Annotated in this window: 13 protein-coding genes; all 13 read left to right on the forward strand. The window is 65.2% G+C overall.

Annotation, left to right across the window (positions count from 1 at the left end; genetic code table 11):
* The first annotated feature begins 7 nt into the window (after positions 1 to 7).
* The 13 genes from AACI_RS07150 (at position 8) to AACI_RS07210 (ending at position 14,203) form a co-directional block, all read left to right on the forward strand.
* Positions 8 to 970, forward strand: a complete 963-nt coding sequence (locus AACI_RS07150) for a polysaccharide deacetylase family protein (RefSeq protein WP_012810783.1) — start codon at positions 8 to 10, stop codon at positions 968 to 970.
* 50 nt (positions 971 to 1,020) lie between these two features.
* Positions 1,021 to 2,286, forward strand: a complete 1,266-nt coding sequence (locus AACI_RS07155) for a M16 family metallopeptidase (protein WP_012810784.1) — start codon at positions 1,021 to 1,023, stop codon at positions 2,284 to 2,286.
* Between the two features lie 14 nt (positions 2,287 to 2,300).
* Positions 2,301 to 2,750: a dUTP diphosphatase gene (dut, locus tag AACI_RS07160; protein WP_012810785.1), complete on the forward strand. Its 450-nt coding sequence runs from the start codon at positions 2,301 to 2,303 to the stop codon at positions 2,748 to 2,750.
* 121 nt (positions 2,751 to 2,871) lie between these two features.
* Positions 2,872 to 3,780 carry a dipicolinate synthase subunit DpsA gene (gene dpsA / locus AACI_RS07165; protein WP_012810786.1) on the forward strand — a complete coding sequence of 303 codons (909 nt, stop codon included), beginning with the start codon at positions 2,872 to 2,874 and terminating at the stop codon, positions 3,778 to 3,780.
* On the forward strand, positions 3,771 to 4,373 hold the full coding sequence (locus AACI_RS07170) for a dipicolinate synthase subunit B (protein ID WP_012810787.1): 603 nt from the start codon (positions 3,771 to 3,773) through the stop codon (positions 4,371 to 4,373). Before dpsA ends, AACI_RS07170 begins: the two co-directional genes overlap by 10 nt.
* Before the next feature lie 29 nt (positions 4,374 to 4,402).
* Complete coding sequence (locus AACI_RS07175) at positions 4,403 to 5,440, forward strand: aspartate-semialdehyde dehydrogenase (RefSeq protein WP_012810788.1); 1,038 nt, start codon at positions 4,403 to 4,405, stop codon at positions 5,438 to 5,440.
* Positions 5,441 to 5,459: 19 nt separating this feature from the next.
* Positions 5,460 to 6,677: an aspartate kinase gene (dapG, locus tag AACI_RS07180; protein WP_012810789.1), complete on the forward strand. Its 1,218-nt coding sequence runs from the start codon at positions 5,460 to 5,462 to the stop codon at positions 6,675 to 6,677.
* A gap of 15 nt (positions 6,678 to 6,692) precedes the next feature.
* A complete protein-coding gene (dapA, locus tag AACI_RS07185) occupies positions 6,693 to 7,583 on the forward strand; it encodes a 4-hydroxy-tetrahydrodipicolinate synthase (RefSeq protein WP_012810790.1) in 891 nt (296 codons plus the stop codon).
* 20 nt (positions 7,584 to 7,603) lie between these two features.
* The gene (locus tag AACI_RS07190; RefSeq protein WP_012810791.1) at positions 7,604 to 8,845 is read left to right on the forward strand and encodes a class I SAM-dependent rRNA methyltransferase; all 1,242 of its coding nucleotides are present in this window, start codon (positions 7,604 to 7,606) and stop codon (positions 8,843 to 8,845) included.
* A gap of 167 nt (positions 8,846 to 9,012) precedes the next feature.
* Complete coding sequence (locus AACI_RS07195) at positions 9,013 to 10,749, forward strand: acyl-CoA dehydrogenase family protein (RefSeq protein ID WP_245530744.1); 1,737 nt, start codon at positions 9,013 to 9,015, stop codon at positions 10,747 to 10,749.
* 7 nt (positions 10,750 to 10,756) lie between these two features.
* Positions 10,757 to 11,647 (forward strand): NAD(P)-dependent oxidoreductase, encoded by an 891-nt coding sequence (locus tag AACI_RS07200; protein WP_012810793.1) that lies wholly within the window; start codon positions 10,757 to 10,759, stop codon positions 11,645 to 11,647.
* A gap of 24 nt (positions 11,648 to 11,671) precedes the next feature.
* Positions 11,672 to 13,114 (forward strand): CoA-acylating methylmalonate-semialdehyde dehydrogenase, encoded by a 1,443-nt coding sequence (locus AACI_RS07205; RefSeq protein WP_012810794.1) that lies wholly within the window; start codon positions 11,672 to 11,674, stop codon positions 13,112 to 13,114.
* Between the two features lie 18 nt (positions 13,115 to 13,132).
* Positions 13,133 to 14,203, forward strand: coding sequence for an enoyl-CoA hydratase/isomerase family protein (locus AACI_RS07210; protein WP_012810795.1), 1,071 nt, complete (start codon positions 13,133 to 13,135; stop codon positions 14,201 to 14,203).
* Positions 14,204 to 14,206: the final 3 nt, after the last annotated feature.

A 14,206-nucleotide genomic window follows, 5' to 3' on the forward strand; every position in this document is an offset into this window, starting at 1 on the left:
ATGCCTGATGAAGCCAAGGCAGTTGGCTCTTGGTCTATGCGCCGGTGCGTGTGCCTGGATGTTCGGCGCCGGGCTCTGGATACGCGCGGACGCCCCGCCTCAACCCACGCCCGCCCCGTCGGAGCGCGTGTGGGAGGAGGTGAGCCGCGCGTGGGCGAATCCTCCCATCGATGCGCGGCGGGATCGCGTGTGGCACAACATCCCGGGCCTCTCCGGCTTTGCCCTCGATACGGCGGCGAGCGAGCGCGAGACGGCGCGATTCCACGACGGCGCGCTGCACCTCGTGTGGCGAACGGTGCCGCCGAGGGTACGGCTTCGCGATCTCCCGCCCGACGTGATCTATCGCGGCCCGGCGGAGGAAAAATCCGTCGCCCTCATGGTGAACGTGTCCTGGGGCGAGGCGTACGTGCCGAGGATGCTTCAAATCTTGCGGGACGCGCATGTGAAGGCGACGTTCTTTGTCGACGGCGCCTGGGCGAAGAAGTTTCCCGATCTCGTCCGCGCCATGGCGCAAGACGGGCACGCCGTGGAATCCCACGGATCCGGGCATCCGGACTTTCGCCGGCTGAACGACGCGAAGCTCGCCGCGCAGATCGACGAGACCAATCGAGTTCTCGCGGCCATCACGGGCAGAGCGCCGCGGCTCATCGCGCCGCCCGCCGGATCGTACGATGCTCGCCTCGCGCCGCTCGCAAAGTCGCGCGGCATGTACGCCATCCTGTGGACTGCGGACACGGTCGACTGGAAAAACCCGCCCCCCGCCGCCATTGTCGAGCGGGTGCAGCGGGGCGCCGAGCCAGGTGCGCTCGTGCTCATGCACCCGACGGCTTCGACCGTCGAGGCGCTCCCGGTGATGATCCGCTGGCTTGAGGCGCGCGGGTACCGGATGAAGACGGTGGAAGACGTGATCGACGAGCGGCCGGCAGTCACACCTCCCACCATCCTGGCGCGGGAGACCATCCGCTTATGAAGGCGAGGCGCCGTACGATGGCGTCAACAGCGATGTAGGAGGCCATGCGGTTGACATACCGAACGACATTGAGAAATGGGATTCGCGTGGTGGGGGAAGAGATGTCCTCCATCCGCTCGGTGAGCTTGGGGATCTGGGTGGAGACCGGATCTCGCTATGAAGCCCAGAGCGAGAATGGCATCAGCCACTTTCTTGAACACATGTTCTTCAAGGGCACGTCGCGCCACTCCGCCAAGGAATTGGCGCATTTGTTTGACGATCTCGGCGGTCAGGTGAACGCGTTCACCGCGAAGGAATTCACGTGCTTTTACGCGCGCGTGCTGGACGAGCATTTCTCCATCGCGCTCGAAACGCTGGCCGAGATGCTCACGGACTCGCGCTTTGCGCCCGAGGAGATGGAGAAGGAAAAGCGCGTCGTGATCGAGGAGATCCGGATGTACGAGGACACGCCGGATGAGCTCGTCATGGACCTGATTGCGCGGGGCGTGTATGGAGAGCATCCGCTCGGGTACACCATTCTCGGCCGCGACGAAAACCTGCTCCGGTTCTCGCGGGAGGATCTCGTCCGGTACGTGAACCGACACTACAGGCCGGAGCGCATGGTGGTCTCGGTCGCGGGTCATGTCCCCGAGGACGTGGTGATTCGCGAAGTGGAGCGCGTCTTCGGCGGATTGACCAAGGGCGCGGACGGCGCCCCTGCGTTGGTGCCTCCGCCTTTCCACAAGACCGTGACGACGGAGGAGAAGGACATCGAGCAGGTGCACATCTGCTTGGCGGCGCCGGGCTATCCGGCCGGGTCGCGCGAACTGTATCCGCTGCTGTTGCTGAACAACGTGCTCGGAGGTACGCAATCCTCCCGCTTGTTTCAGGAAATTCGCGAGGAGCGCGGCATGGCCTACTCGGTGTACTCGTTTCACACCGGCTTCCGGGATGCGGGCATGTTCGGCATCTACGTGGGCACGTCGCCGGAGACGGCCGAGGAGGTGCTTGCGCTCGTGCAACAGGTCACGGCGCGCATGTGGCAAGAGCCCATCTCTCGCGACCAACTCGAAAAGGCGAAGCGACAGGTGAAAGGGGCGCTCATGCTTGGCCTCGAGAGCTCGGGCAGCCGGATGAGCCGGCTGGCGAAAAACGAGATTCTGCTCGGCCGCGAGGTGCCCCTCGAGGAGACCCTCGCAGGCATTGACGCGGTTGCGCCGGCAGACATCCAGCGCGTCGCCGAAGACGTGTTGAGCCACGGGTTTGCGCTCGCGGCCGTCGGGCCGCTCGCCGAATTCGCGTTCGATCGCGCCGCCAAGGTGTGTGTGTCGTCGTGATGGGCGGTTGGGAGATGGAGGTCAAAGTCCAAATCGTGTCGCCCCTCCTCACCGCCGACGATCTGCCTCAGTACGCCACGCAGGGCTCTGCCGGCATGGATCTCCGCGCTTGCCTGGAAGCGCCCCGGGTTGTGCGCCCGGGCGAGATCGTGCCCGTGCCGACGGGCCTTGCCATTCAGCTGCCCCGACGCGACGCGGTCGCGCTCGTGTACGCGCGAAGTGGGCTCGCGGCAAAACACGGCATCGCGCTCGCGAACGGCGTCGGGGTCATCGACAGTGACTACACGGGCGAGATCGTCGTGCCGCTTCACCACTTCGGCTCTAAGGAGTTCGTCCTGCAGCCGAAGGAGCGCATCGCCCAGCTTGTGATTGCCCCCATCTATGTGGCGCGCCTCGTGGCGGTGGACCATCTCGGCCCCACCGCGCGCGGCGCCGGCGGGTTCGGATCGACGGGGCGGGTGTAACCTCTTCATCGGCATTTCAGAGGCCCAGGTGTTCCAACGAGCACCCGGGCCTTTTTTCGTGCTCACCCCTCGTGGGCGGACGTCATAAGCTATGGCGCATGCCAATGGCGAGGTGACCTCGATGCTCACTGGGAAACACCTGGTCTTCGTCGGCGGAGACAGGCGTCAGTTGGAAGTCATCGCGCAGATCACGGACAACGACGCGAGCGCCACGCTCATCGGCTTCTCGGAGCTCGGGCGGACGTTTAGCGACACGACGTTCGCCGAGCCCAGCGAGGCGGTGTTCGCGCAGGCGGACGCGCTCGTCCTGCCCGTCGCGGGCATGGAGGACGACGGGCGCGTCGACACCTCGTTCGCGCCGCAGCCCGTGGAATTGAAGGAGTCCCACTTCCAGGCCATGCGGCCCGGGACCTTCGTCTTCACGGGCATCGCGCACTGCGTGCTCACGGAGTGGTGCGAACGGTACTCGCTCCGCCTGGTGAAACTGATGGAGCTCGACGACGTGGCGATTTTGAATTCGATTCCCACCGCCGAAGGAGCCATTGCCATCGCGATGCAGGAGACGGACATCACGCTTCACGGCGCGAAGACCGTCGTTCTCGGCTTCGGGCGGTGTGGCCAGACGCTCGCGCACAAGCTCCACGCCATGGGCGCCGTCGTCCACGTGTGCGCGTCCGACCCGCGCGATCTCGCTCGGATCCACGAGCAGTCGCTCATTCCCGTGCCCCTCAAGCACATTGAGCACGCCGTGCATGACGCGGACATCGTGTTCAACACCATTCCCGCCATGGTGCTGCCGGCGGCGGTGCTCAAGCGGATGCGGCGGGAAGCGGTGATCATCGATATCGCGTCCAAGCCCGGCGGCACGGACTTTCGGTACGCCGAGCGGCGAGGCATCAAGGCGATTCTCACGCCGAGCCTGCCGGGACTTGTCGCGCCGAGGACGGCCGGCCGGATCATCGCGGCGTCCATCACGCGCATGTTGGCAGACGACGAGCCGGAGTTCGAGGAGGAAGAGCTATGGACCTGAGCGGAAAGACCATCGGCTTTGGCGTCACCGGGAGTCACTGCACCTACGAGGAGATATTCCCAGAAGTCAAGCGGCTGTGCGATCTCGGCGCGCGCGTCGTGCCGGTATTTTCCCACCACGTGATGCACACGGACACGAGGTTTGGCAAGGCGGGGGAGTGGGCCCAGAGAATCGAGGAAGTCACGGGCAACAAGGCCATCACCACCATTCCCGAGGCGGAGCCTCTCGGGCCCGCCAAGGCCCTCGACGCCTTCGTCATTGCGCCCTGCACGGCCAGCACCCTGAGCAGATTCGCGCACGCCAACACCGACTCCCCGGTGCTGATGGCCGCCAAGGCCACGCTCCGTAACGGCCGGCCTGTCGTGGTTGCCATCTCCACCAACGATGGGCTAGGCTTGAGCTTGTACAACATCGCCACGCTCATGAACGCGAAGAACATCTATTTTGTGCCGTTTGGCCAGGATGCGCCGCATGTTAAAATGAACTCGCTTGTTGCGCTCATGCGGTTGATTCCTGATACCGTCGCGGCCGCGCTCGAAGGGCGCCAGCTCCAGCCGGTGCTCATCGAACGCTGGCGCGAAGATAGGCCTTGAGCGCGGATTCTGGGAGAGGGAGTTTGGGGATGGAGAGAAAAGATCGGTATCACATCGCGATTCTCGGCGCGACGGGCGCGGTGGGCAGGCGGATGTTGTCGACGCTCGAACGCCGCGGCGTTCCGGTCGGAGAGGTTCGGCTTCTCGCTTCCCCTCGGTCGGCGGGGACGCGCGTTTCGTTTCGTGGCCAGGAGCTCGTCGTCGAGGCCGTCCGGCCTGAATCGTTCGACGGCGTGGACATCGCCCTGTTCAGCGCCGGTGCGTCCGCGAGTGAAGAATGGGCGCCCGTTGCCGTGGAGCGAGGCGCCGTCGTGATCGACAACTCGTCGGCGTTCCGGATGCATGACGACGTGCCGCTCGTCGTGCCCGAAGTCAACCCGCACGCCCTCGCGCACCATCGCGGCATCATCGCGAATCCGAACTGTTCCACCATTCAATTGGTGGTGGTGCTTCACGCGCTGCGCGAGTTTGGCCTCGAGCACGTGACCATCTCGACGTATCAGGCCGTGAGCGGCATGGGTCAGCGCGCGGTGGACGCCCTCTTGGAGGAGGTCCGGCGGACGGAAGCGGGTGAGCGCGATGTGACCACAGTGTTTCCGGTGGTCAAACAGGACCGCCACGTGCCCATGGCGTTCAACGTCATCCCGCAGTGCGATATCTTCCTCGACAACGGCTACACCAAGGAGGAAATGAAGCTCGTCAACGAGTCGAGGAAGATCCTGGAGATGCCGTCGCTGCGCGTGACGCCCACGGCGGTGCGCGTGCCCGTCCTGTACGGCCACGCCGAGTCGGTCGCGGTGCGCTTCCGCGAGCCGGTCACGGTCGCAGAGGTCCGGGAGCGCCTCGCGAACGCCGAGAACGTCGTTTTGGTCGACGATCCGGCGTCCTGCGCGTATCCTCATCCTCGGATGGTGGAGGATCGCGGCGAGACGTTCGTCGGCCGCATTCGCCAAGATTTAGAGGATCCGCGCACGATTTTGCTCTTCATCGTCGCCGACAACCTGCTGAAGGGCGCGGCGTGGAACGCGGTGCAGATTGCTGAGAAACTCATCGAAATGGCGGGTTGAGCGAAGGAGTCGAGCCGTTGTGAAGATTGTGGTGCAGAAGTTTGGGGGCACGTCCGTGGCGACGCCGGAGACGAGGCGCGCGGCGTACCGCCACGTCGAGCGCGCCTTGAACGAGGGATATGCGGTCGCCGTGGTGGTCTCCGCCATGGGGCGGCGCGGAGACCCGTACGCCACGGACACGCTTCTCAGCCTGCTCGATTCAGGGGATGGGGCGGGCCACGAACCGGATCCGCGCGATCGCGACCTCCTGATGAGCTGCGGCGAGATCATCTCGGCGGTGGTGTTCGCGCACGAGCTTCGCAGTCGGGGCCACCGGGTGCGCGTCTTCACAGGGGCGCAGGCCGGGATCGTCACCTCGGACGACTTTGGCAATGCGCGCATCCTGGACGTGCGGACGGATGGGCTGCGGGCCGCGCTCGAGGCGGGCGAAATCGCGGTCGTGACGGGATTCCAGGGCTGCACGGAGTCCGGGGACGTGACCACGCTCGGCCGGGGGGGGAGCGACACGACGGCCACCGCCCTCGGCGTCGCGCTCGGGGCGGAAGTCGTGGACATCTTCACAGACGTCTCCGGGATCATGACTGCGGATCCACGCATTGTGGAGGACGCGCGCCAGCTGCGCCAGGTGACGTATACTGAAATCTGTAACATGGCATACCAGGGGGCGAAGGTGATTCACCCGCGCGCCGTGGAGCTCGCGATGCAGGGCAACGTGCCCATCCGGGTGCGAAGCACCCTTTCGGACGATCCCGGCACGCTCGTGACACAGGCCGCGGCGCATTTGGAACACGGCCGCGTGATGGATCGCTACGTCACCGGGATTGCACACACGCCGAACGTCACGCAGATTCGCGTGCGCGGCGAGGGCATCGGGGCGTCGTCCATCTTCCGCCTGATGGCGGAACACCGCATCTCTGTGGACTTCATCTCGGTGACGCCTTCGGAGGTGGCGTTCACCGTGCCGGACGCGCTCGCGGATGCCGCCGTTCACCACCTGTCTCAGCTCGGCTACCGGGTCGAGACGCGGCCCGGATGTGCGAAGGTGTCGGCCGTTGGCGCGGGCATGATGGGCGTTCCTGGCGTGATGGCTCGAATCGTGGACGCCCTGGCGGAGGCCGGGATCGAGATCTTGCAGTCCGCGGATTCGCACACGACCATCTGGGTGCTCGTCGATGGCAGCCAGATGGAAGACGCGGTTCGCGCCCTTCACCGCGCCTTCCAGCTTTCGGGAACCTGAACAGGGGAGATGCGTATGGATTTTGGAAGCCTGATCACGGCGATGGTCACGCCCTTTGATGCCACGGGTGCGCTCGACGAGGGGCGCCTGCGGCGGCTGGTGGACCACCTGATCGAAACGGGCACGACCGCGGTCGTGGTGTGCGGGACGACGGGGGAATCCCCAACCCTGAGCCACGCGGAAAAGCTGCGCCTGTTCGACGCCACCCTCCGGGCGGTGGACGGCCGGATTCCGGTGATCGCGGGCACGGGCACCAATTCGACCAAGGATTCCATTGAGCTCACGCTCGAGGCCGCTCGTCTCGGCGTGCAGGCCGTCATGCTCGTGACGCCGTATTACAACCGCCCGTCTCAGGAAGGGCTGTACATGCACTTCGCCAGCATCGCGGAGTCGACCACCTTGCCGGTCATGTTGTACAACGTGCCGGGGCGGACGGGGGTCAATCTGCAGCCGCAGACCGCGCTTCAGCTCGCGGCCATCCCGAACGTCGTCGCGCTCAAGGAGGCGAGCGGCGACTTTTCGCAGATCCTCCGCATCGCGGCCGAGAAGCCGGACGACTTTCTTCTCTACAGCGGGGACGACAAGTTCACGTTGCCGATGCTCGCCATCGGAGCGGCGGGCGTCGTGAGCGTCGCGGGCCACGTCGTCGGTCGGCAGATCCGCACGATGATGGATCTCTTCTGGCAAGGGCAGGTGGACGAGGCGGCGTACTGGAGCGCGCGGCTGTTGCCCATCTTCGAGGCCATGTTTATGGAGGCCAGCCCGGCGCCGGTGAAGGAGGCGCTTTCCATCCTCGGCATCGACGTGGGCTCCGTCCGCTCGCCGCTTGTGCCGGCCTCCAAGGCGCTCCGCGAGCACCTGTACACGCTTCTGAACGCGCTCGGGGTCATCGAGCCAAGCGCATGACAGAGAGGAGAGACGGGCTGTTGCCAACGCGCCTCGTCCTGCGCCGCGATCGAAGGCGGCGCTTGGAACAAGGTCATCCCTGGATCTATCGCTCGGAGGTGGAGCGGGTAGAAGGACCGCTCGCTCCGGGCGATCTCGTCGATGTCGTGAACCACCAGGGCGTCTTTCTGGCCCGCGGCTACGCGAATCCCCATTCGCAGATTTTCGCGCGCGTCCTGACGTATCGGCAAGGCGAACCGATTGATGTCGACTTTTTCATTCGGCGCTTTCAGCAGGCGCTGGAGTACCGCCGCAGATTTCACCCGCAGGCGATGACCTATGGTCGGGCCGTGTACGGCGAAGCGGATTTTGTGCCTGGACTCGTGGTGGATCGGTTCGGCGAGGTGCTCGTCGCCCAGGTGCTGACGGCGGGCATGGAGCGGCTCTTTGAGCAGGCGCTTGAAGCGCTCGTCGAAGTGTACAAGCCGGCCGGGATCCTGGTGCGAAACGACGTGCCCGTGCGGGCGCTGGAGGGCCTGCCTCTGGTGGTGGAGACGGCGTACGGCGAGGTGCCGGACGTGGTCGACGTGATCGACAACGGGCTCACGTTTTCGGTGGACCTGCGCGAAGGTCAAAAGACAGGGTATTTTTGGGATCAGTCGGAGAACCGGGCGGCGATTCGGCCGCTCATGACGGGCTGGACGGCGCGGCGCGCGCTGTTCGGCGAAGCTCCGGGCGATCTCGACGGCGCCCATGTGCTCGACTGCTTCTGCCACACGGGCGCATTCGCCGTGCACGCGCTGCACTACGGAGCGGCGCACGGCACAGCGGTGGATATCTCCGCGGATGCCGTGGAGCTCGCGCGCCAGAACGCTCGCCGAAACGGCGTGTTGGATCGCGCGGATTTCGCCGTGGCCAACGCGTTCGATTACCTACGCGAACAGGATGCGCGTGGCGCGCGCTACGACGTGGTCATCCTGGATCCACCGGCCTTTGCGAAATCCCGGCAGTCCATCGAGAGCGCGGCGAGAGGCTACAAGGAAATCAACCTGCGAGCCATGCGCATCCTGCGGGAGGGAGGTTTTCTCGTCACCGCGAGCTGTTCGTACCACATGTCGCCCGAGCGGTTTCGCGAAACCATCCTGGATGCGGCCGTCGACGCCCACAAGGTGCTGCGGGTTGTGCGAGAGTCGCGCGCGGCGAGCGATCATCCGCAGAACGCAGGCGCCCCGGAGCAGCACTACCTGAAGTTTCTCATCTACGAGGTGCGCAGTCGGAGGTGAGCCGACTGCGCCGGACCCTTGCGCTCCACGTCGCCGTCGGGGTATAGTGAATCTATACAATGATTGCATAATGTTGTGCGCGAGCCGAACCAAGCGGACGAGTGGCCACATCGGCTCTCTTGAAACCGCTTGCAAATGCGGCTCGGCGGAAGGGGATGCGTCGCACGGTGGATGTCATCCAAGAATTTCACCCCGGGTTGAAAGACGCGCTCACGCCGGAGCGCCGAAGCGACGAGCACAATCTCATCGAGGAGACGGCGCGTTCCTTCGTGGAGCGAGACGTGCTTCCTCGCATGGAGGCGCTGGAAGCGGGAGACGTCAACGTCCTGAAAGCGCTTTATCGAAAAGCCGGGGAACTGGGCCTCATCGGCGTGGATCTGCCGGAGGCGTACGGCGGGCTGGAACTGGATCCCCTGTCGTCCCTGTTGGTGTCGGAGACGCTGGGGGAAACGGCGGGATTCGGCGTGTCCATCAACATTCACAGCGGGGTTGCGCTTCACCCAATTCTCTACTTCGGCGACGAAGCGCAGCGCGCGGTGTACCTGCCGCAGCTCGCGGCCGGCGAAGTCATCGCGTCGTACGCGCTCACGGAACCGGATGCGGGTTCCGACGCGCTCCACGGCAAGACCAGCGCGCGCCGGGACGAAGCGCGTGGATGCTATGTGTTGTCTGGACAAAAACAGTGGATCTCGAACGCGCGCGTGGCCGGCGTGTACGTGGTGTTCGCACAGCTCGCCAATCGCGGCATGACCGCCTTCGTCGTGGATCGAGATCGACCGGGGGTTTCCGTGGGCAAGGAGGAGCACAAGGTGGGCATTCACGCGAGCCCGACGGCCTCGCTCATCCTCGACGACGTGGAGGTGCCGGAGTCAGCCCTGCTCGGCGCGCCCGGTCACGGACACCGGATTGCGCTTTCCGTTCTCAATTTGGCGAGGCACAAGATGGCGCTGTACGCCCTGGGGCAAACGAGGAGAGCCATCCGGATTGCCGCTGCGTACGCCAAGGAGCGCCGCCAATTCGGCGTGCCCATCGCCTCCTTCGGCATGATCCGAGAGAAGCTCGGCTACATGGCGGCGCGATACTTTGTGGCGCGGAGCGCGGCGTACCGAACGGCGGGCGAACTCGCGCCAGGCAAGAAGCGGGCGCTTGATCTCGCGCTCCGGCCGGATCTCGAGCCGGAGGAGAAAGTGCGCGGCGTGGCGTCGGCCCTGTCGTCATGCATTGCCGCGTGTTCGCTGAACAAGGTGCTCGCCACGGAGGTTCAGGCGTTCGTCATCGACGAGGCGGTCCAAATCCACGGCGGCTACGGCTACATGGAGGACTACGAGATTGCGCGGATGTACCGAGACGCGCGGATCACGCGCATTTTTGAAGGGACGAACGAGATCAACCGACTGGCGGCGGTGCGGGACCTGCTTTCGTCTCGCGCTCGAGAAGCAAGCGCTTGTTCATTGAGCGATCCGTCGTCGCCTGCGGCATCTCCGTCTTTGGCCGCCCACCTCCCCGCAGGCCGCCTTCGCTCGACGCTCGAGGGGGCGGAACAAGCCCTGCGGGCCATGAAGACAGGGTTCGATGCCGTCGTCGAGGCGGCACTCGCCCGTGAGGGCGCGCGACTCGCCGATCAGCAGGCGCTCGTGCGCCGCCTCGCGGATGCAAAGATGTGGCTGTACGCCTTCGAGTCCGCGCTCGTGCGCGTCGCTCTGGCCGCGGACGCGCGAGGACCGGCGCGCGATCTCGGCGCGGAACTTGCCGCCGTCGCCTGGGCGGACGCCGTTCGCCACGGTTTCACGCCGCTCCTCGAGGCCGCTCGCCACGTCGGCGTGAAGCTTGATGGCTTGGACTATCCGGACGAGATCGGCCAACTTCAGGCCATCGCAGAGTACGTATTGGATAGGGTGAGGTGAGAGACCCGTGGAGAAACCGGTGGTTGGATTTTTGGGGCTCGGCAAGATGGGGCTGCCCATGAGCCTGAATTTGGTGAGAGGCGGGTACGAGGTACACGGCTATGACGTCGTGCCGCGGTCGTTGAAGGCGTTCGCGAGCGAGGGGGGCAAGGCGTGTGCGTCCGTCCATGACGTGGTGCGCGCGGCGGACGTGTTGTGCGCGAGCCTGCCGGGGCCTGCCGAGGTGACGCAGGTGTTCGGGGAAGTCGTGGCACAAGAGGGGCGCTCGGGCCAGTTGGTCATCGACTTCAGCACGGTGTCGCCTCAGGTCAACCATCGAGTCGCTGAGGCGCTTGCGCGGCGTGGGATCGACTATCTCGGTGCACCGGTGTCGGGCGGCGTCGAACGAGCGGTGGACGGAACGCTCACCGTCATGGTGGGCGGGGCGAAGGCGGCCTTTGACCGCGCGAAGCCGATGCTCGATCTCATCGGCCAAAACGTGTTTCACATCAGTGAGGACGTCGGCGCCGGTTCGGTTGTGAAGCTCGTCAACAATTACTTCATTGGGTATTACACGCTCGCGGTGGCCGAGGCGCTCACGCTCGCAGGCGAGATGGGGATGGATTTGGAGCAGCTCTTCTCCATCCTGAACGTGAGCTACGGGCAGAGCCGAATCTACGAGCGCAACTGGAAACTGTTCATCTCGAAGGACTTCTACGAGCCCGGCTTCACCACGAGGCTCTTAATTAAAGATCTGCACCTCGCCAAGGACATGGCCGCGGCCAAAGGCCTCGAGTTGCCGATGACCGACGTGCTGATCGGCATGTACGAAAAGGCCGCGGAGCGAGGATACGCCGATCTCGACATGGCCGCGATGTACCGCTACATCCAGGATGTCAAGAACGAACCGCGGGCGTGATCGCCTGGAAAGAGGGGAATCTGCATGCGCCGTCTCCAAAACTATGTGAATGGAACTTGGGTGGAAGTTGAGAGCGAACACGCCGTACCGGTGTACAATCCCGCGACTGGGGAAGTCATCGCCGAGACGCCGCTTTCGACGCACGTCGATGTGGCGCGGGCCGTGGAGGGCGCGAAGCGGGCGTTTGCGTCGTGGAGCCGGGTGCCCGTCGTGAAGCGGGCCCGGGTGGTGTTCGACTTCTTGGCGAAGCTGAAGGCGGAGCGAGACGCCATCGCCAAGATGATCACGACGGAGCACGGAAAGAGCTACCTGGATGCGCAGGCCGAGGTGGATCGCGGCATCGAGGGCATCGAACACGCGCTGTCCGCGCCCACGCTGATGATGGGCGAATCGCTCGCCGAGGTGTCGGAGGGGCTGGAGCAGACGTACTACCGCTATCCCTTGGGCGTGGTCGCCAGCATCACGCCGTTCAACTTTCCGGCCATGATCCCCTTGTGGGTGATGGGGTGGGCGGTCGTCACCGGCAACGCGCTGATTTTGAAGCCGTCCGAGCAGACGCCGATGACCACGCTTCGCCTGGTGGAGATGTTCCACGAAGCGGGACTGCCCCCGGGCGTGCTTCAGGCGGTCAACGGCGGCAAGGAAGCCGTGGACGCCATCCTGTCCCATCCCGAGATTGTCGCCGTGAACTTCACGGGTTCGACGAGGACGGCCGCCTATGTGTATGAGACGGCTGCGCGCCACCACAAGCGGGTGCAGGCGTTCGCGGGTGCGAAGAACCACGCCATTGTGCTGGAGGACGCCGTGCTCGAGCCGACCATCGACGGTATCCTGCGCGCCGCGTTCCACAACGGCGGCCAGCGCTGCATGGCCACCTCCGTCGTCGTGGCCGTCGGCTCGGTGGCGGATGAAGTCGTCGAGCGGCTGGCGGAGGGCGCGCGGCGCATGAAGATTGGCCACGGCTTTGAGGAAGGTGTCGACGTCACGCCGCTCATTCGGAAGGAACATCGCGATCGCGTCCGCGCGTACGTCGACGAGGCCGCCATGTCCGCCCGGCTCGTGGTGGACGGACGGCCAGCCATCGACGAACATCCCGAAGGGTTTTATCTCGGCCCGTGCCTGCTCGATGGCGTGACGCCCGAGATGCGCGTCTGGCAGGAGGAGTTGTTCGGCCCCGTGCTCTCCGTGGTGCGGGCGCGCGATCTCGACGAGGCCATCGCCATCGCGAATCGCTCCCGCTACGCGAACGGCGCCATCCTGTACACGCAGAGCGGCAAGGCCGCACAGGTGTTTCGCGATCGAATCGACGCAGGCATGGTCGGCATCAACGTCAACGTGCCTCTGCCTGTGGCCTTCTTCCCGTTCGGAGGACACAAGGACTCCTTCTACGGCGTGACGGGCGAGAACGGCAAGGAGCTGGTTCAGTTTTTCACGCGAAGGAAGGTCGTCTCGACGCGTTGGTTTTGAGTTGGAGCGAGGTGGCTTATGGACAGCGTCTTGTTTCGCCAGACAGGTACGGTGGCTTGGCTCGGGCTCAACCGGCCGAAGCAGTTGAACGCGCTCAGTCTCGAGATGATCCGCCTTCTTCGTCGCCATTTGGACGAGATGGCACAAGATCCATCCGTGGAACTCGTGGTGCTGTACGGCGAAGGCGACCGCGCCTTCTGCGCCGGCGGCGACATTCGGGCGCTGTACGACGCGAAGGATGAGCCAAACCTCGAGACCGCGGCCGCGTTTTTCTCAGAGGAGTACGCGCTCGACGATCGCGTCGCGCGGTTTCCAAAGCCTGTTGTCGCCTTGTGGGACGGCATCGTGATGGGGGGCGGGGTCGGGCTCACCTATGGCGCGACGTGGAAGGTCGCGACGGATCGCACGCGGTTCGCGATGCCCGAGACCGGGATTGGCTTCTTTCCGGACGTCGGCATGTGTCATGCGCTCAGCCGAATGCAGGGCGGGCTCGGACACTATCTGGCGCTCACCGGCGAGTCCGTTGGCGCCGATGTGCTCCTCGCGGCGGGGCTGGCCAACGGCTGGCTTCCGAGCGGCGAGCGGCCGTCGTTCGAGGCGGAACTTGTGAAGCGGGGCGAACAGGGAGAAACCGCGGAACAACTTCAGAGGTGGTTGGCTGCAAGGCTGGCCGTAGAGCACCGGCCATCGGAGGCGGTCGCGGACTTTCTCCGGCGGGTGCAGGCGTATTTCGACAGCCCGTCGCTCTCCGACATCTTGGCGCGCTTGCGGGAGGGATCCTCGCGCGATCCGTTTGCCGCACAGGCGCTCGAGATCCTGCGCCAGCGCTCGCCGCTCTCGTTGGCGGTGACCTTCGAGGCGCTCCGCCGCGCAGGGAACGCGACGTACCGCGAGGTCCTAGAGACCGATCTCACCCTCGCCCTCCAGTTCATCCGCCGGGGCGACTTTGTCGAAGGGGTGCGCGCCCAGCTCGTCGACAAGGACCGGCGCCCCAGGTGGCGCCACGCCGATCTGGCGAGCGTGACGGCCGAAGAAGTGGAGGCATTTTTTGAACCCATTGCCCATCTTTCCATTCCGTTTGCCGATTGAGCG

Source organism: Alicyclobacillus acidocaldarius subsp. acidocaldarius DSM 446 (assembly GCF_000024285.1).
Classification (GTDB): domain Bacteria; phylum Bacillota; class Bacilli; order Alicyclobacillales; family Alicyclobacillaceae; genus Alicyclobacillus; species Alicyclobacillus acidocaldarius.

Coding starts and splice junctions, on each gene's coding strand:
- AACI_RS07175 (WP_012810788.1), top strand. CDS start 4,403: ATGGAGAGAAAAGATCGGTATCACATCGCGATTCTCGGCGCGACGGGC.
- dapA (WP_012810790.1), top strand. CDS start 6,693: ATGGATTTTGGAAGCCTGATCACGGCGATGGTCACGCCCTTTGATGCC.
- AACI_RS07170 (WP_012810787.1), top strand. CDS start 3,771: ATGGACCTGAGCGGAAAGACCATCGGCTTTGGCGTCACCGGGAGTCAC.
- AACI_RS07210 (WP_012810795.1), top strand. CDS start 13,133: ATGGACAGCGTCTTGTTTCGCCAGACAGGTACGGTGGCTTGGCTCGGG.
- dpsA (WP_012810786.1), top strand. CDS start 2,872: ATGCTCACTGGGAAACACCTGGTCTTCGTCGGCGGAGACAGGCGTCAG.
- AACI_RS07150 (WP_012810783.1), top strand. CDS start 8: ATGAAGCCAAGGCAGTTGGCTCTTGGTCTATGCGCCGGTGCGTGTGCC.
- dut (WP_012810785.1), top strand. CDS start 2,301: ATGGAGGTCAAAGTCCAAATCGTGTCGCCCCTCCTCACCGCCGACGAT.
- AACI_RS07205 (WP_012810794.1), top strand. CDS start 11,672: ATGCGCCGTCTCCAAAACTATGTGAATGGAACTTGGGTGGAAGTTGAG.